25 protein-coding genes and 1 pseudogene are annotated in these 21877 nt (G+C 67.4%); 12 read left to right on the forward strand and 14 right to left on the reverse strand.

Annotated features, from left to right (window positions below; genetic code table 11):
* Window positions 1-2: 2 nt before the first annotated feature.
* From tyrS to AB0F70_RS13310, 3 genes are read left to right on the forward strand one after another with little or no spacing between them, the layout of a single operon-like run.
* A complete protein-coding gene (tyrS, locus tag AB0F70_RS13300; RefSeq protein ID WP_357448611.1) occupies window positions 3-1478 on the forward strand; it encodes a tyrosine--tRNA ligase in 1476 nt (491 codons plus the stop codon).
* Between the two features lie 4 nt (window positions 1479-1482).
* Window positions 1483-2193: an HAD family hydrolase gene (locus AB0F70_RS13305; protein WP_357448613.1), complete on the forward strand. Its 711-nt coding sequence runs from the start codon at window positions 1483-1485 to the stop codon at window positions 2191-2193.
* Window positions 2190-3176 (forward strand): alcohol dehydrogenase catalytic domain-containing protein, encoded by a 987-nt coding sequence (locus AB0F70_RS13310; RefSeq protein WP_357448615.1) that lies wholly within the window; start codon window positions 2190-2192, stop codon window positions 3174-3176. Before AB0F70_RS13305 ends, AB0F70_RS13310 begins: the two co-directional genes overlap by 4 nt.
* Here AB0F70_RS13310 and AB0F70_RS13315 read toward each other — a convergent pair.
* From AB0F70_RS13315 to AB0F70_RS13325, 3 genes are read right to left on the reverse strand one after another with little or no spacing between them, the layout of a single operon-like run.
* A complete protein-coding gene (locus AB0F70_RS13315) occupies window positions 3163-3495 on the reverse strand; it encodes a hypothetical protein (protein ID WP_357448617.1) in 333 nt (110 codons plus the stop codon). The genes AB0F70_RS13310 and AB0F70_RS13315 overlap by 14 nt on opposite strands.
* A complete protein-coding gene (locus AB0F70_RS13320) occupies window positions 3492-4619 on the reverse strand; it encodes an HAD family hydrolase (protein WP_357448619.1) in 1128 nt (375 codons plus the stop codon). Before AB0F70_RS13320 ends, AB0F70_RS13315 begins: the two co-directional genes overlap by 4 nt.
* Before the next feature lie 32 nt (window positions 4620-4651).
* A complete protein-coding gene (locus AB0F70_RS13325; protein ID WP_357448621.1) occupies window positions 4652-4963 on the reverse strand; it encodes a hypothetical protein in 312 nt (103 codons plus the stop codon).
* A gap of 311 nt (window positions 4964-5274) precedes the next feature.
* Between AB0F70_RS13325 and AB0F70_RS13330 the strand changes: the two genes are divergently transcribed.
* Window positions 5275-6495, forward strand: a complete 1221-nt coding sequence (locus tag AB0F70_RS13330; protein WP_357448623.1) for a helix-turn-helix domain-containing protein — start codon at window positions 5275-5277, stop codon at window positions 6493-6495.
* 15 nt (window positions 6496-6510) lie between these two features.
* Window positions 6511-6603: pseudogene (locus AB0F70_RS13335) on the forward strand (DALR anticodon-binding domain-containing protein); the annotation flags it as partial.
* 123 nt (window positions 6604-6726) lie between these two features.
* Here the strand turns inward: AB0F70_RS13335 and AB0F70_RS13340 are convergent.
* Both AB0F70_RS13340 and AB0F70_RS13345 read right to left on the reverse strand, forming a co-directional pair.
* Window positions 6727-7014 carry a DUF1330 domain-containing protein gene (locus AB0F70_RS13340; protein WP_357448625.1) on the reverse strand — a complete coding sequence of 96 codons (288 nt, stop codon included), beginning with the start codon at window positions 7012-7014 and terminating at the stop codon, window positions 6727-6729.
* Between the two features lie 343 nt (window positions 7015-7357).
* The gene (locus AB0F70_RS13345) at window positions 7358-7849 is read right to left on the reverse strand and encodes a GNAT family N-acetyltransferase (RefSeq protein ID WP_357448628.1); all 492 of its coding nucleotides are present in this window, start codon (window positions 7847-7849) and stop codon (window positions 7358-7360) included.
* Window positions 7850-8270: 421 nt separating this feature from the next.
* On the opposite strand from AB0F70_RS13345, the gene AB0F70_RS13350 reads away from it, so the two are divergent.
* Together AB0F70_RS13350 and AB0F70_RS13355 are read left to right on the forward strand one after the other, a co-directional pair.
* A complete protein-coding gene (locus tag AB0F70_RS13350) occupies window positions 8271-9338 on the forward strand; it encodes a hypothetical protein (protein WP_357448630.1) in 1068 nt (355 codons plus the stop codon).
* A complete protein-coding gene (locus tag AB0F70_RS13355; RefSeq protein ID WP_357448632.1) occupies window positions 9331-10473 on the forward strand; it encodes a ParB N-terminal domain-containing protein in 1143 nt (380 codons plus the stop codon). Before AB0F70_RS13350 ends, AB0F70_RS13355 begins: the two co-directional genes overlap by 8 nt.
* A gap of 230 nt (window positions 10474-10703) precedes the next feature.
* Here AB0F70_RS13355 and AB0F70_RS13360 read toward each other — a convergent pair whose 3' ends face one another.
* The 3 genes from AB0F70_RS13360 to AB0F70_RS13370 all read right to left on the reverse strand — a co-directional run bounded on the left by AB0F70_RS13360 (window position 10704) and on the right by AB0F70_RS13370 (window position 12339).
* A complete protein-coding gene (locus AB0F70_RS13360; protein ID WP_357448634.1) occupies window positions 10704-11318 on the reverse strand; it encodes a hypothetical protein in 615 nt (204 codons plus the stop codon).
* A gap of 438 nt (window positions 11319-11756) precedes the next feature.
* A complete protein-coding gene (locus AB0F70_RS13365) occupies window positions 11757-12113 on the reverse strand; it encodes a hypothetical protein (protein WP_357448636.1) in 357 nt (118 codons plus the stop codon).
* A 46-nt stretch (window positions 12114-12159) separates the two neighbouring features.
* Entirely contained in the window at window positions 12160-12339 is a 180-nt protein-coding gene (locus tag AB0F70_RS13370) for a hypothetical protein (RefSeq protein WP_357448638.1), read from the reverse strand.
* Between the two features lie 59 nt (window positions 12340-12398).
* Between AB0F70_RS13370 and AB0F70_RS13375 the strand changes: the two genes are divergently transcribed.
* Complete coding sequence (locus tag AB0F70_RS13375; RefSeq protein WP_357448640.1) at window positions 12399-12554, forward strand: hypothetical protein; 156 nt, start codon at window positions 12399-12401, stop codon at window positions 12552-12554.
* Between the two features lie 72 nt (window positions 12555-12626).
* On the opposite strand, the gene AB0F70_RS13380 is transcribed toward AB0F70_RS13375, so the two are convergent.
* Window positions 12627-13112, reverse strand: coding sequence for a hypothetical protein (locus tag AB0F70_RS13380; protein ID WP_357448642.1), 486 nt, complete (start codon window positions 13110-13112; stop codon window positions 12627-12629).
* Window positions 13113-13736: 624 nt separating this feature from the next.
* On the opposite strand from AB0F70_RS13380, the gene AB0F70_RS13385 reads away from it, so the two are divergent.
* The gene (locus tag AB0F70_RS13385; protein WP_357448644.1) at window positions 13737-14690 is read left to right on the forward strand and encodes a hypothetical protein; all 954 of its coding nucleotides are present in this window, start codon (window positions 13737-13739) and stop codon (window positions 14688-14690) included.
* 117 nt (window positions 14691-14807) lie between these two features.
* On the opposite strand, the gene AB0F70_RS13390 is transcribed toward AB0F70_RS13385, so the two are convergent.
* Complete coding sequence (locus AB0F70_RS13390; protein WP_357448646.1) at window positions 14808-15119, reverse strand: hypothetical protein; 312 nt, start codon at window positions 15117-15119, stop codon at window positions 14808-14810.
* A gap of 503 nt (window positions 15120-15622) precedes the next feature.
* On the opposite strand from AB0F70_RS13390, the gene AB0F70_RS13395 reads away from it, so the two are divergent.
* On the forward strand, window positions 15623-15835 hold the full coding sequence (locus AB0F70_RS13395; RefSeq protein ID WP_357448648.1) for a helix-turn-helix domain-containing protein: 213 nt from the start codon (window positions 15623-15625) through the stop codon (window positions 15833-15835).
* Between the two features lie 82 nt (window positions 15836-15917).
* Here AB0F70_RS13395 and AB0F70_RS13400 read toward each other — a convergent pair whose 3' ends face one another.
* From AB0F70_RS13400 to AB0F70_RS13415, 4 genes are all read right to left on the reverse strand, one after another.
* A complete protein-coding gene (locus tag AB0F70_RS13400; protein ID WP_357448650.1) occupies window positions 15918-17225 on the reverse strand; it encodes a site-specific integrase in 1308 nt (435 codons plus the stop codon).
* Between the two features lie 191 nt (window positions 17226-17416).
* Window positions 17417-18820, reverse strand: a complete 1404-nt coding sequence (gene lpdA, locus AB0F70_RS13405; protein WP_357448652.1) for a dihydrolipoyl dehydrogenase — start codon at window positions 18818-18820, stop codon at window positions 17417-17419.
* Window positions 18821-18923: 103 nt separating this feature from the next.
* Window positions 18924-19343: a ribonuclease HI gene (gene rnhA / locus AB0F70_RS13410; protein WP_357448667.1), complete on the reverse strand. Its 420-nt coding sequence runs from the start codon at window positions 19341-19343 to the stop codon at window positions 18924-18926.
* Window positions 19344-19395: 52 nt separating this feature from the next.
* A complete protein-coding gene (locus AB0F70_RS13415) occupies window positions 19396-20313 on the reverse strand; it encodes an SMP-30/gluconolactonase/LRE family protein (protein WP_357448654.1) in 918 nt (305 codons plus the stop codon).
* Window positions 20314-20377: 64 nt separating this feature from the next.
* On the opposite strand from AB0F70_RS13415, the gene AB0F70_RS13420 reads away from it, so the two are divergent.
* Both AB0F70_RS13420 and AB0F70_RS13425 read left to right on the forward strand, forming a co-directional pair.
* Entirely contained in the window at window positions 20378-20833 is a 456-nt protein-coding gene (locus AB0F70_RS13420) for an Lrp/AsnC family transcriptional regulator (RefSeq protein WP_357448656.1), read from the forward strand.
* A gap of 71 nt (window positions 20834-20904) precedes the next feature.
* Entirely contained in the window at window positions 20905-21786 is an 882-nt protein-coding gene (locus AB0F70_RS13425; protein ID WP_357448659.1) for an LLM class flavin-dependent oxidoreductase, read from the forward strand.
* Window positions 21787-21877: the final 91 nt, after the last annotated feature.

Below are 21877 nucleotides of genomic sequence, written 5' to 3' on the forward strand. Positions count from 1 at the left end.
CCATGATCGATCTCAAACCTCGGCCGAGCCGCCCCACCGATACGCTCTACCAGCACGAACTCATCACCTATTTTCAGGAGCAGACGACCATGACCCGCCTCGCCCAGTCCGTCCAGACCGCCACCACGCTACTGCGCGGAGCGGACCTGGCCGACTATCAGGCGGTCACCGACCTGCTCACCGAGACCACGGCCCGCCGCACGATGGACCTGTCGGACCTCTCGCCGACCGAGCAGGCCGAGTTGATCGCGGTCCGTACCCAGCAGCTCCAGCCGTCCACAGCCGCGCTTGCCGAGCGCGTCGCCAAGGCCGCTGCCGAGGACCGGAAGTTCATCGCAAAGTTCGGCATCGACCCGACTGGCTCCGAGGTCCATCTCGGCCACGCCGTGCCGATGATGCTGCTGTCCCGCTTCCAGCGGATGGGGCACCAGGTCGTCTTCATCGTCGGCGACGTCACCGCGAAGATCGGCGACCCCTCGGGGCGATCCGACGAGCGTCCCGCGCTGACCGACGAGGACATCGCCCGGAACCTGACGACCTACAAGGATCAGGTCACCCCATTCTTCGACTTCTCTCACGCCCAGTTCCGCTACAACGGCGACTGGCTGCGCGACGTGAAGCTTCCACAGATCATCGAGATCCTCGCGAAGATCCCGGTCTCGATGCCGCTGCAGCGCGAGGACTTCCGCAAGCGGCTCGAGGCTGGCCAGGGGCTGTCGATGGCCGAGCTGATCTACTCCGTCGTCATGGCCTTGGACTCGGTCGAGATCAACAGTGACGTGGAGATCGGCGGGATCGACCAGTTCCTCAACATGCAGATGGGCCGCAAGGTCATGGAGATCAGCGGCCAGACCCCCGAGATCGTCGCGGCGACCTCGCTCATCGAGGGCACCGACGGCACAGGGGCGAAGATGTCCAAGTCGCTGGGCAATTACGTGCCTGTCGCGGCCCCGGCCGGCGAGATCTTCGGCAAGCTCATGTCTGTGCCGGACCGGCTTGTCGAGCCGTACTTCCGCGCACTGTCGGAGTGGACCGATACCGAGCTCGCCGTCGTCACCGAGCGGCTCGAGGCCGGCACCCTGCACCCGATGGACCTAAAGAAGATCCTTGCGGGCGAGGTCACCGCTGCGATCCACGGCGTGGACGCCGCGATGAAGGCCCGCGAGGAGTTCGCCGCCCGGTTCTCGAAGCGCACCTTCAGCGACGTCTCCGACCTCCCCGTCGTGGCTGACCTTGACCTCCCGGTCATCGAGGCCGTGAAGAGCCTCGGTTTCGCGAAGTCGAACGGCGACGTCCGTCGCGTCGCAGAGCAGAACGGTCTGCGGATCGTCGTCGAGACCGATGGTGGGCAAGAGCAGACGACACTGACCCTGGACGATGCCCTCGGGAGCCTGGCGACGGTGCTCGCGGGGATCGACACGACAGCTGGCGAGGTCTTCCTCAAGGTCGGACGCAAGCTGGCCAAGATCGCCGGCTGATTCCATGGTCGGCGGTGCCGAGGGGAAGTTTCGGGCCGTCATCTTCGACCTTTTCGGAACTCTGGTCGCAGCGCCGACCGCCGCCGACCGTTCCTCGGCGGCAGCCGTTCTCGCGGCTGCCGCCGAGCGTCCGGTGGCGGACGTCGCGGGCTATCTCCGAGCGTCCTGGCAGATTCGTCACGACGGCACCCTGACGACGGTCGAGCAGCTGAGTGCTCATCTGCTGGCCGAGGTCGGTGGCGAGGCACTGAGCCTGGGCGCGGTCGTGGAGGCGTGGAGACACCTTGCTCCTCGACGGTTGAGTGCCGATCTGGCCGTGCTCACTTCTCTCGATGCGCTGTCGGGCGCTGGCTTTGCGGTCGGGCTGCTCAGCGATGCGAGCGCGGAGATCGTCGAAGCGTGGGCTCCGAGTGACCTCGCATCGCGCTTCGGCAGCGCTGTCTTCTCGTGTGCTGCCGGTGCGATCAAACCCAACGAGTCTCTTTACCGACGGGCACTGAGCGAGCTCGACGTCGTCGCCGCCGACACCGTGCTCTATGTCGGCGACGGTGGCGGCGACGAGCTTCGGGGCGCAGAACGTCTCGGGTTGACGGCAGTGCGCGTTCAACGCCGGGGAGGCGAAGCTGCTCTCTCCTTCGGAGAGCACGACGGGTGGAACGGCCAGACCTTCCCGGACGTCGAGGCCGTCTCCGCCTGGATTGGAGTGCAACGATGAGAGCGTGGGAAGTCTACGACGGCGTTCTTGCAGTTCGGGACGTGCCCGACGTCGCCGCGAGACCAGGAGAGAGTGTCGTCACAGTAAGTCAGGCCGGAGTGTGTGGATCTGACCTGCCGAAGCTGCGTGCCCCGCGCTCGTTCGACCTTCCGCAGCGGTGGCGGCCCGGCCACGAGATCGTCGGAACGGTCGCCGGTGGAACTCTCGTCGCGGTTGACCCGCTTGTGCCGTGCGGACTCTGCGAGGCCTGCCCCGATGGCCGTACGCACTTGTGCGCGGGCCTTCGGCGGATCGGATGGGATCTCCCCGGAGGACTAGCCGAACAGGTCGTGGCCCCGGTGGGGAACCTCCACTCGATCGCTCCCGAGGATGCGTCAGTGGCCGTGCTCGCCGACCCGATGGCCGTCGCGATCCACGGCCTGCGTTGTTCTGGCTTGGGGCGACCAGGTCGACTCGCGGTCGTGGGTGCGGGGACGGTCGGGTTGCTGACGGCGGCGTACGGCGCGTCGATCGGCTGGGACGTCACCGTCGTCTACCGAGGGACCGGTCTCAACGAACGCGCTGCTAGCGTCGACGCGCGGCTCGTCTCTCTCGGCGAGGCCACGACGTCGACTCCCTACGACGTGGTTGTGGATGCCGCTTCCGGATCGTCGCCTGCCCCACTGGCTCTCGCATTGGAACTCGTACGTGACGGAGGCGCCGTCGTTGTCCAGAACGCCTACCATCCGGGCGTTCGTCTCGAGACGCCGCTGCGTGACGTCTTCCGACGATCCGTGCGCCTCGTCGGCTCGTTCTCGTTCTGCCGCCGTGGCGGGAATGACTTCGGTCTTGCCCTCGCCGCCCTCGCGAGCTCTGGCGCATTCTTTGGGCCGCTGCTCGTGGGTGTTGGAGGACTTGAGGCCCTCGAGTCAACCGTGGATCGTGCCGAGGAACGGCGTCGACTCGTGGTGCACCTACGTAGGGACCGGGCTACAGGCGGATGAACTCGACGGTTGCTCCCGCACGGGCGGCGAAGACTCTCTGCATGCCGTGCCAGGCGGGATTCCCGATCACGGGGCCACCGCCCACACCTAGGAGCACCCTCGTGGCGCCGTGCTGCAGGACCCTACGCAGGAGCGGCCCAAGGGCCAGGACGCGGCCGGTGTCTACGACGTCGTCGACAGGTTCGATTCCCCGTGCCTGCACCGCCGCACGCAGCGACTCCGCCGAGCGTTCGACTGTCGTCGGGCTGCCGGACGGCACCCAAGTCACGACGATCGTCAGGGCGGTGTCGGGTAGGGCTCTGTTCGCGAGCGTGGTCATGTCGTCTTTCCTCGATCTGTCGACCAGGGGGTTGGCTGAAGGTTGGTGACGGGGAGGGCGAACCCAGCCGGACCGTTACCCGGGGCGACGCTGCGCCACTGAGCGCGACGTCGGCCTTCATCCCCGCGAGGAAAGGACAAGCCCGCCTCCAGCGTGGCGGACTCGATCGCACGCATCGTGGTCCTGGCACCTGACGGGATTGGCGCGTGCCGTACCCACTGGCCGCTCTGGAGCGTCCAGACCTCGCACCGGGACAGATCCGGTCCGGTGCCATGCCACACCCGCAGGGCCACCGGGCCCAGTGCGGTCTGCTCGGCTACGACTATCTGTCGGGCCAGCGACGAGAGAGAACCATCCACGACCGGGACGATCGAGCGCAGCACGGGTAGGACGCCGGCCTCTGTGATGCTGCCCGTCGTCTCGTCGGCAGCGCTACGAACGATCGCCGGCGCGTGGCCCATCGCGATGGAGCGCCCGGCCCAGGCCAGCATGTCCAGATCGTTGACGCCGTCCCCCACCGCCAAGGTGTGCTCGGACGGGATGTGAAGATGTTCGCGGACGCCGTCGAGCGCGGCCGCCTTGTTCACGTCCAGAGCGGTGACGTCGGCCCAGTCCGAACCCATCGGGACGACCACGGCTCCGGTCTCAGCCAGCACCCCGGCGTATCGGCGGATGCCAGGGCCGGAGAGCACGACTCGCGTCGCGGACTGTGCCGTCAGGTCATCCAGCGATGCGAGCTTCTGCTGCCCGTTGAGTTCCCTCGGTTCAAAAGGAGTGCTCGTCCGCCAGCCCCATCCGACCTCCTCCACCGCGATCCGCAAGCCGGGGATCAGATCTACCGCACGGCCGATCACGGCACCCGGGTTGAATGTCCGGGCAGCAATGATGTCGTAGCCCGACGGTGCGGATCGGTCCAGACGGACGGTGACGGAACCGTTGGAGCACACCGCCAAGCCGTCCGTAAGCCCTAGCCGAAGCGCAATCGGCAGCAGTCCAGCCAGCGACCGCCCCGTCGCAAGCACCACCTTGTGCCCGGCGGCGCGGACCAAGTCCAACACCTCGACCGTCCCCGGCGGGATCCTGCTCTCGCTGTCCACGAGCGTCCCATCGATGTCGAGCGCCACGAGCATCCGAGTGGATGTGGCAACGGCGGCACTCATCGAGCAACCAGTCGACGCAGCACCGACCGGATCTGGATCTCCAGGCCGTCCCGTTCAGCAGCCCACAGCGTGTGCCCAGGTACGAACATGCGGTGATCCAGCGGAAGATCACATCCCAGGACGTGTGCGATCTGCTCGCCCTCGTTCAAGTCGACCGGCTGCAGGCAGATCCGGCCCCGGGTCAATGTGACGATCTCGATGCGCTCCGGACCTACCGTCTCGACAGTCTGGAATGCGACGCCCATCGCACGGGTCAGCGGATCGGGAACACCCGAAACCTCATGTCGATGGTGCAGTTCAAGTCCCATCACAGCCCCTTTACCCACGCGTAGTCAGTCGTCCTCGGTGGCGAGTCCAGATGGGTCGCGGACTGGCCAGGATCAACTTTCAATGCGGGGCAACGCGCCCAGTGCCACATTCATGTGGCACTGACACGTGAAACACACCTTGTCGCGGCCTGTGCCCGAATCGAAGCCGGAGCGCCGGATCCGAGAGGGTCCGCAGCCGCGAAGTCAAGGCCCCAGGTGCCACAGTTCTGTGGCACCCGCCCCCTCGATGACGATGCACCCGCAGGCGTAGGGTGTGGATGCCTACTGACTGCTATCGCGGGGACTTTTCGATGGACGACGAGCTGATCGGCAAGCGAATCGCGGCGCACCGCAAGCAACGCGGTATGACCCAGATCGCCCTCGCGCACGATGCGACGATCAGCCTGTCGTTGCTCCGCAAGGTGGAGCAGGGCGATCGTGACTGCTCCCAGTCCACGCTGGCCTCCGTCGCCCGAGCGTTGCGGGTCGACACCGGGGTGCTCACCGGGCAGCCGTACGACACAGAAGAGCCGCAGAAGGACCGCATCCACAAGTACATCCCGGAACTACGCCGCGCCCTCAACTCGTGGGATCTCTCGATCGACCTGGGCCACCGACCCCGGCCGCTGAGTGATCTGGAGGCGGACGCGAAGAACGTCGCGCACCAGCTTCAGCTCGGGCGCAACCGACGGCTCGCGGAGATGCTGCCGCCGTTACTTTCCGAGGCATTCGCGATGGTCCACGCGACCGATGACGAGCGGGAACGCGACACGCTCGGCCGGGTGCTCCTCGCATACGCGCACGCCGCCCACACCGTCGCGCACCAGACCGGCTACGAAGATCTCGCCGCCAGCGTCGAGGACCGCATCCAGTGGATCGCCTCCTTCACGAACGACCCCGCTGCCAAGGGGTTCGCCGCGTGGATGCGCACGACCTCGATCATGCGCGACGCGCTCTACGAACCCGGACTTCGACTCCTTGACTCCGTCCGCGCGCAGATCGAACCAGGCGGCCGGGAGAACGACGCCGCCCTCCTCGCGACCGGGTCACTGCACCTGCGCTCGTCACTTCTCGCTGGCCGTGCTGGCGACCTGGCACTGGCGATGGACCACGTCGAAGAGGCCCGGCAGATCTCGACGCACCTGACCACGGACACGGACAACGACTGGCGGCACATGGCGTTCGGTCCGTCGAACGTCGCGATCTACCGGGTGGCCTCCGCAGTCGAGTCCGGAGACGGGCCACGAGCACTCGCTCTGGCCGACGAGACCCGCCTGCCGGACCACATGCTCACCCGGCTCCCCACGCGCGTCGCGCATCACAACACCGACCTTGCACGCGCGTACTTCTGGCAGGGCAAGCACGACAAGGCCTTGCAGAGCCTGATGGTGGCGAAGAAGGCAGCGCCCCAGCAGACCCGGCACCACCCCGCCGTACGCGATGTGACCAACCTCCTCGTGCGTGCACACCGTCGATCCAACGAGCCGCTCGCACGGTTCCGGGCCTGGCTCGGACCCGACACCGAGTGGTGACCACCTAACGCCGTACGCGCCAACCGGCTCGTGCTGTGCGATCTCACCGGTCAGACCCTCGCAGCAGGCCGGGGCATCCTCGGCATCCACACCCCCAAGAGCATGTGACGTGTCCGTAGCCAGAACCGCTCTGAACGCCGCCATGCCGGCTTTTGGGCTTCGCGTCCGTGACCCCGTCGCGTGTGGGCATGTCCGCACCCAACGGGGCGAACGGTGCTGACCGATCTGCTCTCAGGTCCCTTCCACGAGAACGACGCGGAAGGTTGCGCCCTTGAAGCGATGCGCGGCCGCGGCTTGATACGCGGGGCTGTCGTACCACTTTCGCGCGTCGGCTGCCGTCGGGAACTCGATCACTACCACGCCCTCGGGTGCAGCGCCCTCGAGCACCTGCTGCTCGCCATAGGCGGCAAGGATCTTCGCTGGATGCCCTTCAAATGTCTCTCCGACACTCGCCAGATAGGCGTCAACTTCAGCCTGGTCGTGCGTGCTCTCTTTGAAGAACACGATGTATGCACTCATGACGGGCTCCTTAGAAACTATGTCCAGCGAGGTGCGCGGGTGATAGCAGTTGGGTCGCAAATTCATCCTCGGCCCTGAGAATAATGCCCCACCACGACCTGTATCTGCTGATGCCAACCTGCTGACGCTCCTCGACCTGGAGCCCGCCGACTGGCCAGCACATCAACGCAATGACTCCCGCGTCGCCTGGTCGCTGTGAGCACACTCGTAGGCATCGCATCGCCAAGGCGGGCGAGCCCGGTCGGTGCGCACACCATGGTGTGCGCACCGGTGGCTCTTGACGCTCCCTCCGCGTCGTACCGACGGAGAGCACGTCGTCGGCCCAGTCGTAGGCCCAATGTGGCTATCGGACCATGCGGATCAAGGCGAAGTTGAGGTCATCGGTGAACTGGGCACCGTCCGGCGTGAAGCCGTGCTTCTCATAGAACCTTCGGGCACGTGGGTTGGCATCGGCGACCCAGAGTTCAGCGGGCCGAGCTGGCGGTAGGACGGTCTTGAGCAAGAGCGCGCCGATCCCGGTCCCGTGACGCTCGCCGAGCACGTAGAGCGCCCACAGCTCATCGGATCGAACTGGCGACGGGACGCTCTTCTTGCTCCGCGTGGGGCCAGCCTTGGCGAAGCCCACCACCTGTTCATCGACGACGGCGACCGCGAGGTTCCCCGGACCGTCGGACAGCCGTTCGTGCCACCGCTGCGCGCGTCGCTCGACGGTGTCGCTCTCCCAGTGCTCGGCCGGGAGCAAATCGGAGTACGTCTGCATCCAGGACGTGTGGTGCACGACGGCAATCGCCTCGGCGTCGTCGAGGACCGCGGGTCGCAACTGGGGCTCGCTCATCGGCTCACGATGGCACCCGATTGCCCGTGCCCGCGAGGCTTTTCGGGAGCGCCCCCTAGGTTCTCAACGTGCGGATCAGCGCGGCCTGCATCGACACCGACCAGTCCCGCGGCCTGCCTCGTCGACCACCCACTGCACACCTCATCTGGCGCGCCGCTGATCTCGCGGGCCATGGCACAGGACCACGCAGCGGGCCCCGCGCCGACGAATTGGTGTGCAGACCCTGACCAGGACGTACGCGCCGCACACGGCAGGTGTGCGGCCTGGTGTGCGCTCCAGGGTGTGCGGAAAGCGTGCGCTCGATCGACACAGTCGCCCCTATGAAGAAGACGCGCGCTCCCCTGACGGTCCCGCTCTGCCCTGCGACCCGGGCACTCCGCACGGCCCACGATCGCCGGCCTCCGCAACCAATTTGCACGAGTTGGGGGACATCAATGACCCGTGCACCAACCTGCGCAAACGCCATCTCCCCCGGTTGTCGGAGCCGCAGAATTCGCGCTCGGGTGGACGTCACGGGGTACCTCGACAGGTACAGGCGTATGTCACGGTGCACGACATGAACGCCACCGATCTCACGATCCCGACGGTCCCACCGGATCGACCGGCCGTGCCACGGGGATTCGCTTCGCCGGAAGGCCTACGTCAGCTCCTGTTCCGGCTGCGTGATTCAGGTCCGGATGCCTGGGCTACCGACCCGGAGGCCGAGGCTCTGCTCGACCACTGCGCCCGCCGGTTCGGTGCGCTGGCCCGTCGCTACCGACAGACCTCGCACGACGCAGCCGTGGCCGCGTTCGAGGTGCTGCGCGCCGCCGCGACAGTGCGTGCCGTCGACCCGTGGGCGGTGGTGACCAGAGCGGTGGAGCTGACCGTGCAGGCGAACGAACGCGCAGACGCTCTGCTGTGCTCCACCGGCAAGGCTCGGCGCCTGATGTCCGGCGGGCACCATGACGTGGTCCGGTTCGGCGAACGTGACGACGGCGACCGCTCATGGACGGACTACCTCGACACGGTCACTGCTGTTGGACGTCGACCGCCCGATGACTCATCTACCCGCGCGAGGTCTGTGAACGGTGTTGCTCCCGGGGAGGTTCCGGTGGCCGTGGCGAACATCGTCGAGTTGCTCGTTGCGCTCGGCTGGCCTCGAACCGTCGCCACCAACGGCTTGGACTACGTCTGCTCCCGCCTGGCCGAGGCCGGCAACCCTGCCACCGCGTTCGAGTACCTACGTCGCGACCTGACGCCGTTGACCCTGCTCGACATTCCGCACCGCTCGTGGACGGCCCTGTGCCGCGTCGTCCTGGGACCAGACGACGGCCTCGGTCACGTCACCGGTCTCCTTCGCCGCGTCCTCTCCGGTGAACCGATCTCGGCTCTGCTGACGGATCGGCAGCTCGTGAGCCAAGTCGTCCGTTCAGCGCCTCCAGGACACGGGGCTGCGGACCCCGCAGCAGATCAACCGATCACGACGAGGAAGGTGCGCAATGCCTGACGAAACCAGCACCCCAGCTGGGGCTCTCACTGTGACTGTCGACTCGATCGTCGTCGGTGCCCGGCATCGCAAGTACGCCGGCGATCTGGATGCGTTGGCCGCGTCGATCGACCAGCTCGGGCTGTTGCAGCCCGTGACCGTCACGCCGGACCGCGTGCTGGTGTGCGGGTGGCGGCGTCTGGAAGCCGTCAAGCACCTGGGCTGGAAGTCGATCAAGATCTGGGTGCGCTCCGGGATCTCCGACCCGGTCACGGCTCTGCTGGCCGAACGCGACGAGAACACCCAACGCAAGGACTACACACCGCTGGAGAGGGAAGCCCTCTACCGCGAGATCAAGGAGCTACTCCGCGAAGACGCCGCACGTCGTCAGGCCGAGACCCGGTTTGGGGGTGCACGGCGCAACGAGACCAAGAAGACTGGCGAGATAGACGCCGACGGTGGAGTCCACCGGACCTCACCGGCACGACCCGACAGCCCGATGGAGGGCGCGCAGGATCGCGCTAGGCAGGGCAAGGTCCGGGAGCAGGCGGCGCTGATCGTCACCGGCCACAAGTCGCAGAACACCCTTGAACGCCTCAGCATGCTCGTCGACCTCACCCGAGACGCTACCCAGCCTGACCCCATCCGCAGCCTCGCCGCCGAGGCTCTGTCACGGATCGAAGGCGGGAACGCGGTCTATCCCGAGTACGAGGCCGTACGGGCAGCTCTCGCCGCCAGTGATCCCGACCAGCAGACCATCGAACCTGTGACCGCCGCGGATGTTCAGGAGCTACTGGCCACGGTCAGGAAGAACGAGAACCGCCGCCACGCGTCCGGCAACGACAGGGCCGGGGACCGCGTGAACAGTCACACCGACGGCGCGCGACGCGCTGTCCCGTCGGCCAGCCTGCGACGGTGGGCCTCGATCTGGTCGGGCCTCAAAGGGTGGACAACGCAGTACGACCCCACGGTCATCGCCACCACCGCCTCCGAGGGGGACTGGACTACATTCCGCGAGGTGCTCGCCGAGACCAACGCCTTCGGGCGGCGCGTGCAAGCGGCGAGGAAGGCGAACCAGCCGTTGCCCAATGCGGGCGACGACAGCGACCAGACTCTCTTCGACGCCACGAACTTCACCGAGACCGGGGAAGGCTGAGCACCCGGCGCCTTCGACAGCGTCCGCGCGCTGACCTACGGTACCGGTTCTGCAGGGCCTGCGTCCGAGCGAGACATCCGGGCTATGCAGGTTCAGGCTTTCACTAGGTCCATGCATCCGGCCCGCCGGCTGACGCCGACGGGCCGAATCATAAGGCTGCTTAAACCCGGGTGGCCGATGACTGGGCCACGGGAAGTTCCCGAAACCAAGTCACCTCACCCGCGGAGCGATCAGGCTGCCTCGTTCTCGTCCCTGAAGTACTGGTCGAGCTCGGTCCCAGCCTGGTCGAGCCAGGCGTCGTAACCGGTCAGGTCCAGGCCACGCGTCGTGTACGTCCTAGTGCGAGCCACGTCGATGAACGTGATCGACGTCGCGGTCGGGAAGGCGCGCTGCAGGACACGCAGCACGCCGTGCACGACGTCGTCGGGGAGCTGGTCGAGGTTGAACCTGGCGTACAGGACCTCGAGCTCTCCGTCAGGGTAACGCTCGGCGCACTGGGCAGGGACCTTCACGGTCAGGCCCCCGATCGTCACCGACGCGGCGGGCATCTGCTCGTGCTCCAGCCCGTCCCACTGGGGAGCCAGCTCGGCCCAGTTGCGTGCGGCGGCGGCGTACGGCCCCTTCTTCTTGACGTCGGAGACGTTCGCGGTGGCGGCTTCCAGTGCCTGGCCGTCGCGGGTCGTGCGACGGTCAGCCGTGAATGCGTTGCGGAGGGGCCGCCAGAAGTCGGCCCAGTAGGCATAGGAGCCACCCGATTCGCGGGCGATCCTCCCGCCCACGTTGGCTGCGCCGGCCGGCGTGGCTGCGAGGTACTTCGTGAACATGCTGATGTACGTGTTGCTCAAGGCGGTCGTCCCACTTTCGGTAACGACCGTGCCGCCTACTGACTAGATCAGCACATCAAGGCATGGCAGGATGTTCAGAGTTCTCCGGAAGAAGAACCTCTGACGTCCTGGGCGGCGCGGTCTCGTGATCCTGCTCGGAAGTCGCACTTGGGCTGGGCGCGCCAACGCCTGGCCCTTCGTGCTGTCGGGGCGAACTACACCCATGTGAGTGCGTCCGTCACCGACAGGCAGAAGTCTAGAACAGCCCACCGACAACCCTGGTGAGGAGCTCTATGGCCCCGGCTTCCACCGGGGCCTGCGAAGTGCTCGACAAGTTGGTTGCAGTGAGATCAAACTCATCAACTCTGCCGGACGAAATCCTAGATGAGGGCAATGACACCGCGCGGACTTTGAACCGTATTGCTGCAGGTCAGCGCGCCAGAGCCGTAACAAATCGGGTCACTCCGGCGGGCGGCTGAAGACAAAGTCGAGCAAGCAGTCGTCGTCGCAGAAGGGACCTGCCTCTCCCCTGAAGATCGACCCAGGCCCGAGGACCATCACCTCGGTTCCGCTGAGGACCTGGATGCGGCAGTGAAGGCACTTGGCCGTCGCCGTGGAGGTTCCCCAGTACACCGGCCGTTCGGCGAACGGCTCTGGAAAATCCGAGTACTCGTCGGCGCTGACGAGAGCACGGTCGTGTACGGCCAGGACGGCTTCTTCGAAGGCGTCGCCGTATCTGGTTCTGAGGCGGTGGTAGGCCTGACGGCACGCTCTTTTGCAGTACTTGGCGTCACGACGGGTGTTCCACCCGATCACCGAGCCACACCACCTGCACCATTTGCCGGTCTCAGTAGGCATGGATTCAGTGCGGGGCGAGGCTGCGGTCGGTGATCTCGCCCACGACGGCTCCCAAGGCGTGTACGTACTGAGCCAGCGAGCCGAGCTTGCGGTGCCCTGACTTGGCCATGACAGCCCAGACCTGTTCGTCGGTGCGCAGTTGCACTTCGTCTCCTTGTCCCGGATATCGGGTCGGTTCGTGCATGCGGTCAGCGTCGCGGTCCGCGGCAGGCTGCGGCTCAAAGGCATGCCTCCCCCAGATAATTGGCGATTATCCGGGGCCAGTTAGGCCGCGAGGGCCACAGCGACCTGCGCAACCGGATCGCGCGCCACGAGCCGTTGCTCGCCCTAGACATCGCGCACGAGTACCACGGGATCAGCTCGCTCGCCGAGCTCGTCGAGCCGCGGCTGGGGTGGTAGATCGACACCACCTCGCGTGTCGACGCCGTGCGTCGCACCGACCCCCACCTCTGACCGGTCACGTCTAGCCGGTCACCAGGTGTAACGCGCCGTCCCGTCACGCATCTGCGGCTGCTTCACGGTGCCGCCGTCGAGGTCCCGGATGTCGGCGTCGGTGGGGTACACGGTGCCGGCGCGGACCCCGCGGTTCTCGACCAGTCCGTCGACGTGCAGCGATCCTGCCAGGCGGCCGGTGGGCGCGACGCGGACGATCCCGCCGGCCGCGACGTGGGTGGAGCCGTTCTGCGCCCCGCGGATCTCCACGACCGCGTCGTCCGCGACGTGGAGTGATCCGTTGTTCGCGCCGTCGATACTCCCCGCGGTGCCTGGCTGGAACTCGAGTGACCCGTCGTGGGTCGCGCCGCGCGAGATCGTGTACCGCGCGGGCTCGTGCACACAGGTGCTCCCAGAGTGCATGCCGGTGAGCATCCCATCACCGTCGATGACGGTCGTCTCGGCGTAGGTCTCAGAGCCGTCGGCGTTAATCGTGAGGTTCTGCGGGTGTTCGTGCTGCTGCATCGTGAGTTCCCTGCCTCGGCGGCGCCTTCAGCGTCGGTGTCGAGGTCACCGTACGACGCGCGAGGTAGGGCGTCGACCGCATTGCAAGGTGCATCAGATACAACCCGCGCTGTTCCTAACCGATACTCGACGTACGGCGACCCACCCGTCGGCGGGGATGATCTGCAGGATGCGCTTGTCGTTGCTGTTCTTGTCCGGTGTCTCAGTCATGGGCGGCACGCTATCCGGTGAGCTGCGCGGACGCGGCGTGCGCGGCGGTGGCGGTCGGAAGAGCGTCTCCTGGCGGCAGGACGTCGAAGTGGCGGCCGCGGGACGGCGCGCGAACGCCGGACCCCGCTCAGGCGTGCGTCGCGCCCGTGCACGGCCACGGGATCCCGCACGTAGGACAGCTTGACCGGCACGCCGCTGGCGGAGCGCACCCCCGCCCGCTGGCCAGACATTGACCAGACTACAAAGCCCATACGTGCGTTAGTCGATACTCGGAGGCGCATTCCGGAGTGCCGCTATCATGCCAATATTTAATGATATACTAGACGCGTTACACCAAGTATTCATTTATAGCCATTAGGAGGCATTATGAAAGAGATAGAAGAAGCAGGACAGCAGTCCATCGGTGATGTTGTTATGGACAGGCTGCATGCCGAGCCGCGCAGCGACGACCCCGAGGTCAACGCCATCGGCCAGTTGCCCCGCAGCGAGGTTGAGGCCATCCTGCGCGACGTCGACCACCCCCTGCATGCGGCCGCTGTCGAACACCGCCGGCTCCTGAACCTGGCACTGCGCCCGATGGTCGACCGGGTGTCCCGGGTGTTGAACGGCCTCATGAGGTCGCAGGCGGCCGCGGAGATGCCGCGGTCCATGGGCATCGTCGGGAAGTACCTCGCCGCTGCGGCGCTGCCCGGCGTCGAGGCGGTCCGGCGCGAGCTGGCCGCGATCGCGCCGGTCCTCAACACGCTCGGCCAGCAGATCGCCGCGGACTCGATGCGGTCCTCGCGCCTTGCCCAGCGCAACGCTGCGCTGATGACGAAGTTGGTCGCGATGGAGCCGCCGCCGGGCATCTCGACCGCGCGGCTCGGCGGCTCGGTGCGCGATCCCTTCGGGCTCACCCGGCCCGCTCCCGACCCGCTCGTAGGACTCGCCGACCTGGTCGCCCAGACGCCCCGCGGCCCGAGCGTCGCCGCCCGCCCGGCGGCAGCCAACCGGCACGTGCCCGCCGGCGGCACGGCCACCGCCGCCGGCCAGGCGGAGATGAACCGGCACCTGGTCGCGATCAAAGCGGGTTTCAACGAGCAGCGCGCCGACGGGCGCTGGAGCCGGGCATCCGCGGTCCGGATGGAAATCGCCACGTGGGCGACCCTTCTCGTGGGGGTGGCAACCATGCTCGGCTTCGGCGCGCCGGCCGAGGTGGAACAGAACATCAACGTCTTCGTCGTCGAAGGGCAGGCTCTCGACCACCTGCCGAGCCAGACGCCGACAGATGACCCGCCGCTACCCCCGCCCGGATGCCTAGATGAGCCGCCCTTTCCGGTGCCATCGACGGTGCCCGAGTGTGTGCCCCGCTCATGGTGTGCTCACTAGCGCGCCGTTCGGGCTGCTCGAGCCGGTGCGCGACGGCCGGTTTCCAGGGCTGATGCGTCGCCATCGCACCCGCCCCTGTTCGGGTGTCTAGTTTGTGGGCGCCGTGCGGCCGGGCTCTCACCTGCGCCTGTCCTCGAGGTAGTTGCGTATCTGCTCCCGCAGGGTGGGGTCTTGGAGCCGGTCCTCGCAGATCCCGTTGACGTAGGTCCGTGTGCCGGTGTGCCAGTCGGTGGCGTTGTCGGAGACGATCTGTTTGCACGCGCTCATGAGGTCCGCATCGGTGATAGGTCGGTACCGCTCCCAGACCGCCTCACCGACCACGCCAAGGGCCAGGAGCACAAAGACCCCAGCGGCGACGATCGCGAACCGCCCGAGGCAGCCGAGCCGCTGCGGGGTACCGCCCGACCTCAGGGGCTCCGTGTCGCTCATAACGCCGATCCTTCCAGTCGGCCCCCGTCTGTGTGTTCCGCAAGGCTCCGGCTGGCGGCTCCGCCTGTCTCCATGCCGCTCTTTGGGACACCATTTGACGGTGAAGACCTCCCTGCACCCCGCAGTCGCCCGCTAGGGGCGTCGGCCTCGCCAGGGGCGGTAGAGGCACAGGGCCAGCGCCCTGAGGATGGCCGGTCGATCGGCGGGCTCCGATCCGCGCAGGGCCAGCCATGCGAGCGCCAAACGGCTCACGGCAGCAACGAGGGGAGCGAGCGCGACAAGGATAGCGATGGTGGCCATTAGTGGTCATGATCTGGACCTATTGCACCCTACGCCGTGAGACCAGAGTCGCAGAACAGCCCCTGCCTGCGCAATCACCCGGAGCGAATTACTTGTCGACGGCTGCGCCGTCGGTCGCGCCCGGGCTACTTCACCGGGTGCATCGTCGCCGGAGTTCGCTGCTCACCTGTGGCATAGAGCCGGAACTCCCGAAAGGAGCCGTCATGCCGCACACCAGCCCACCCCCCGCCCGCCCCACCCACCTGGTCCCGCTGGCCGACGCCGCCGAGCACTTTCACGTGTCCGTCAAAACGCTGCGTCGCCGAATCGCAGACGGCACCATCGCTGGCTACCGAGTAGGCCGGCTCATCCGGGTCGACCTCGATGAACTGACGCAGAGCCTTGTTGTCGCGATCCCATCAGCGCGTTCGGTGTAAGCCCCGGACGGATCGCGGCAGCGCGCACCTTGCGACCACGGCGGCTGGACCTCCTTCCGAGGGAGGTCCAGCCACTCGAGCATCAAGCAGCCCTGTCCCTTTCGGACTTTGCACGCTCCATCTCCAGCCGGATCTCCTCCCCCGCTGTCACGCTCATACGCGCGGCGAGCTCGATGTCCCGAGCCATCGTCGCCTTCTGGTACCGCAGCACCACGGTCACGTCGGAGTGCCCGCCACGACGCATGAGCTCGGCCAGGGTCGCCCCCTCCTGCGCGATCCGGGTCAGCCCCGTGTGCCTCAGGTCGTGGAACCGGTAGCCGTCCGGAAGTCCCGCCACCGCGCCCCGAGCGGCCGCCCAGATGCCGTTCCATCGCGACGCCGACAGGTACTGGTTACCCCGCGCTTCACCAGGCACCACCGGCGACGTCCGTGCTCGCCCCACGTTCTGGTCGAGGTGCTCGCGCAGCCGCTCGATCATGAGCGGCGGGATCGACATCGACCGAAGGCCGCTGTCCGACTTCGGATCCGTGAGCTTGCCCGTGCTCCCGTTCTTCTGCCGCCGCACGAACAGCGTCGCCGCGGTCCGGTCGCCGTTCCAGACGATGTCGTGCCGCTGCAGCCCGAGCACCTCCCCCCGCCGGAGCTGGCACCACGCCGCGAACAGCACGGCGATCCGCCAGAGCTCCGGCACGGCCGCGTAGAGCGCGTCGACCTGGGTAGGCGTGGCGACGTCGTCCTCGGGTGTGTGGGCGTCGTCGTGCCGCACGGACTTCCGGGTCGGTGTCGGCACGTCCGGCATCTTCCCGAGCAGCCCGTCACGCACCGCCGCCCGGAGGATCATCTTCAGCACATCGACGGCGTCGCCCGCGATCCCGTTGTGCTTGGCGTCCTCCTTGAGCACCGAGGGCATGGAGACGAGCTTGATCACGAGCGCACGCACCCGCTCGGTGTCGATCTCCCGGACCTTCACCTCCCCGAGCGGGGCCATGAGGTAGTTGCGCACCCGCCCCCGGTACGCGAGCACGGTCCCCGGCCGGCGGAGCTTGCCGCCCTTGCCGGGCTCGGTCGCGATGCGCTCCAGCCACCGCTCGCTGTACTCGCGGAACGTCACGTCCCGCGCGGCTGCAGCCTCGGCGTCGGCCCGACGCCGCCGGACAGCCTCGGCGGGCGGAAGCCACTCCCCTCGGCTGATCGCCGCGTGCACCCCGTTGAGCCACTCGCGAGCGTCGCCCTTAGTGAGGAACGTCAGTGGCTTGTCGTCCTCGGTCCGCGCCGAGTAGGTCTTGTCGTCCGGCCCGGTGTAGCGAGCCTGCCAGCGCTTCGAGGGCAGCTTTCGCAGGCTCCCCCACGCCTCGCGACGCTGCCTGGCCGTCGTATCGTTCCTGGTCATTCCCATCGGTCAACCTCCTGGTTGGTGTCCGTCGTCGTGCCACCCCCGTGCCATAAGTGGCGGCAATTCCGGACCGTTCACGTCCATAGGTGTCCACGACACCCCAGGACGCAAAGAGGCCCGGATCCGCGGAATTCCGCGGATCCGAGCCTCTGACCAGGCCGACCGCCGTGAGGCGGCCGAGCGACCAACTAGAAGTTGATCATGTGCCCAGCAATACCGTGCACCGTCTCCTGCACCGACTCCGACAGCGTCGGGTGCGTGTGCACGTTCCGCGCCACCTCGTCAGCGGTCAGGTCCCACTTCTGCGCGAGCGTCAGCTCCGGCAGCAGCTCGGAGACGTCCGGGCCGATCATGTGGGCGCCCAGGATCTCGTTGTACTTGGCGTCGGCGACGAGCTTGACGAAGCCCGTGGTGTCGCCGAGGCCGTGCGCCTTGCCGTTGGCCATCGTCGGGAAGGACGACACCTTGACGTCGTAGCCCTCGTCGCGAGCCTGCTGCTCGGTGAGGCCGAAGGACGCGACCTGCGGGGAGCAGAAGGTCGCACGCGGCATCATGCGGTAGTCGCCGAGGGTCTGGGTCTCGGCCCCGGCGATGGTCTCCGACGCGACGACGCCCTGCGCCTCGGCGACGTGCGCCAGCATGAGCTTGGCGGTGACGTCACCGATGGCGTAGATGTGCGGCACGTTGGTGCGCATGTGGTCGTCGATGGCGATGGCGCCGCGCTCGGTGAGCTGCACACCCGTGTTCTCGAGGCCGAACCCGCTGACGTTGGGCGCGAAGCCGACCGCCATGAGGACCTTGTCGACGACGAGCTCGCCGGGCTTGTCGTCCTTGACGCCCTTGTAGGTGACGGTGACCGACGAACCGTCGTCCTTGACGGTCTGGACCGCGGTCGAGGTCAGCAGGTTGACGCCCAGCTTCTTGTACTGCTTGGCGATCTCCTTGGAGACGTCGGCGTCCTCGTTCGGCAGCGCACGGTCGAGGAACTCGATGATCGTGACGTCCACGCCGTAGTTCTTCAGGACGTAGCCGAACTCCATGCCGATGGCGCCGGCGCCGACGATCGCGATCGACTTGGGCAGCTCCCGCGTGAGGATCTGCTCCTCGTAGGTCACGATGTTCGAGGACAGCTCGACGCCGGGCAGCAGGCGCACCTCGGAGCCGGTGGCGATGATCGCGTTGTCGAAGGTCACGGTCTCGGTGCCGCCCTTGTTGAGGGCCACCTCGATGGTGTTCGCGTCGCGGAACGTGCCGCGGCCGTCGAGCTCCGCGATCTTGTTCTTCTTCATCAGGAAGTGGACGCCCTTGACGCGGCCGCCGGCCACGTCACGCGAGCGGTCGAACGCCTTGCCGAAGTCGAAGGTGACGTCCCCGGTCATGCCGAAGAGGTCCTTCTGGTGGTTGAAGATGTGGGCCAGCTCGGCGTTGCGGAGCAGAGCCTTGGAAGGGATGCAGCCCACGTTGAGGCAGACACCACCCCAATACTTCTCCTCGATGATCGCAACGGACTTACCGAGCTGGGCAGCGCGGATCGCGGCGACGTAGCCGCCAGGGCCCGCACCGAGGAGTACGACGTCGTAGTGGGAAGCCATGGGACAAGGGTATTAGGGTGCGCGAATCGTGGTGACGTGACATCGGTCTCGTTACCACTACGGCTTCCGGCAGCCCATCAGCGCAGGCCGTCGGCGCAGGCCGTCAGCGCACGCTGTCGACGCCCTTGTTCGCCAGCACGTCCGCCGCCTCGTTGCCCGGGTCGCCGGCGTGGCCCTTGACCCAGACCCAGCGCACCGTGTGCTTGGCGACCTCGGCGTCGAGCTCCTGCCACAGGTCGACGTTCTTCACCGGCTGCTTGCTCGCGGTCTTCCACCCGTTGCGCTTCCAGCCCACGATCCAGGTCTTCATACCGTTCATCACGTACGACGAGTCGACGTGGATGGTGACCTCGCTCGGCTGCTTGAGCGCCCGCAGGGCCTCGACCACTGCCTTGAGCTCCATGCGGTTGTTCGTGGTGAGCTTCTCCCCGCCGAACAGCTCCTTGGAGTGCTCCCCCGCCTTCAGGAGCGCACCCCAGCCGCCCAGGCCGGGGTTGCCCTTGCAGGCGCCATCGGTCCACATCTCCACCACGGGTTGCGTCTGCGTCACGGCGCAACCCTAGCTTCGCCGGTGGTCAGCGGGGGTACGAGGCACCGTTGAAGGTGACCCGCAGCGAGTACAGCGAGGTGCCCGCCGTGATGTAGAGGTGGTTCCGCTTCTGCCCGCCGAAGGTGAGGTTCGCTACCGACTCGGGCAGGAGCAGCTTGCCGATCAGGTCGCCGTCGGGAGCGAAGCAGTGCACGCCGTCCCAGGCGGCGGCCCAGATGCGGCCCTCGGTGTCGAGACGCATCCCGTCGAAGCGGCCGGCGTCGCACGTGGCGTGGATCGCGCCGCCGGTCAGGCGCCCGTCGTCCGTGACGTCGAAGACGCGGATGTGGCTCGGGTCCTGACGGGTGTCGACGACGAACAGCCGCTGCTCGTCCGGCGAGAACGCCAGCCCGTTGGGCCGGACGAAGCCGTCCGCGACGATGGTGACCTCCCCGTCGACGGGGTCGATGCGGAACACGTAGCAGGCGCCGCCGAAGTCGGAGTCACCCGCGTTGCCCTCGTAGTCCCCGGTGATGCCGTAGGTGGGGTCCGTGAACCACACCGAACCGTCCGCGCGCACCACGACGTCGTTCGGGCTGTTCAGCCGCTTGCCGCGGTAGCTGTCGGCCAGGACGGTCACCGAGCCGTCGTGCTCGGTACGCGTCACGCGCCGGTTGCCCTGCTCGCAGGTGACGAGGCGTCCCTGCCGGTCCACGGTGTTCCCGTTGGCGTATCCGGAGCCGTGCCGCAGGACGCCGACGGCGCCCGTCGTCTCGTCGTAGCGCAGCAGCCGGTCGTTCGGGATGTCGCTGAAGACGAGGTACTGCCCGCCCGCGAAGTACGCGGGGCCCTCGGTCTTCCGCGCGTCGGAGAAGTGCCGCTTGACGACGAAGTCGCCGTCACATCCGGCGAACCGCTCGTCCAGAACGACAAACTCGGCAGAAACCCTCTCAGAGGTGAACACAGTTCGGAGAGTAGATCAAACAGCCGATTCCTGTACAGCGAGCGCCATCGGTATAGTCCCTGCCATGGATGACGTCGACCGGGAGCTCCTGAAGCTGCTGCAGCAGGACGCGGGCATGCCGTACACAGCACTGGGCAAGGCCGTGGGCCTCTCCGCCGGGGCTGCTCACGACCGCGTGCGCAAGCTCCGAGAACGCGGGGTGATCCGCCGGACGACCATCGAGATCGACCCCAGTGCCGTCGGCCGCGGCGTGCTCGCCTTTGTCATGGTCGACGCGAACGCCTGGATGGGCGACCCGTCCACCCGCGAGGCGCTCGCCCAGATCGCGGAGATCGAGGAGGCGCACATCGTCGCCGGTTCGGCCTCGGTCCTCGTGAAGGTGCGCACCGCGTCCACCGAAGAGCTGCAGCAGGCACTACGCCGGATCTTCGGCGTCGACGGTGTCACCGGGACCGACGCGATAGTGGTCCTGGAGACGTTCTTCGAGCGCCCCGTCCACATCGCGCCCCACCCGGTCTGAGGAGTGTCAGAGGCGCGGCGTAGCGTGATCGGTGACGTCGGACAAGCACCTCGGCCACCCGGAGGAACGGTATGAAGTTCGGATTCATCAGCAGCTTCGGCACGATCGACCAGCACATCGCTCTGGCGCGCGAGAGCGAGGAGCATGGTTGGGACGGCTTCTTCACCTGGGACGCGATCAGCCTGGACGGCGAGTGGGCGATGCCGGTCTACGACCCGTTCGCCGTGCTCGCCGCCGCTGCCACGGTGACGGAGCGCATCACGCTCGGCGCGATGGTGTTCGCCGTACCGCGACACCGCCCGTGGGAGCTCGCGCAGCGCGCACTCACCGTGGACCGCCTGTCCGGCGGTCGCCTGGTCCTGCCCGTGGGTGTCGGGGTGGCCGACGACCGTGGCTTCACCTCTGCTCCGGATCAGGCGAAGGGCCTGAAGGAGCGGGCAGCGCTGCTGGACGAGACGCTGGCCTGGCTCGAGCAGTCCTGGTCCGGAGAGGGCTTCGAGTTCCACGGGGAACACATCACCACCGGCCCGTTCCGCTTCCCCGAGCAGCCGGTGAACGGCCGGATCCCGGTGTGGCCGGTCGGCGTCTGGGACGCCGAGCGGCCGCCCGCCAAGAACCTGAGGCGCACGCTGCGCTGGGACGGGATCGTCCCGCAGCTGCGCGGCACGACGGACGATCTGACGCCGGAGCACATCACCGGTCTGACCGACTGGCTCACGGCGCACCGGTCGGATGGGACCGAGGGGGACGGCACGGAGGGCGCCCGGAGCGACCGGCCGTTCGAGGTAGTCCTGCAGGGCAAGCTCTCGCCCGATCCTGCCGAGGCCGCCGAGCAGGCCCGCGTGATGGCCGACGCGGGCGTCACCTGGTGGATCGACTCGTGGTGGGACCCGGCCACGGTCACACCGGAGCTGCTCCTGGAGAAGGTGCGCCAGGGCCCGCCAGCCATCTAGGGCCTGTTTGGGATTGTGGTCCTGACCTGCTGGTTCGGCATGATGCGGGGTCGTGAGCGATGCGCGACGCCATGACCTGTCCGACGAGATG

The organism is Promicromonospora sp. NPDC023805 (assembly GCF_040639635.1).
Taxonomy (GTDB): Bacteria; Actinomycetota; Actinomycetes; order Actinomycetales; family Cellulomonadaceae; genus Promicromonospora.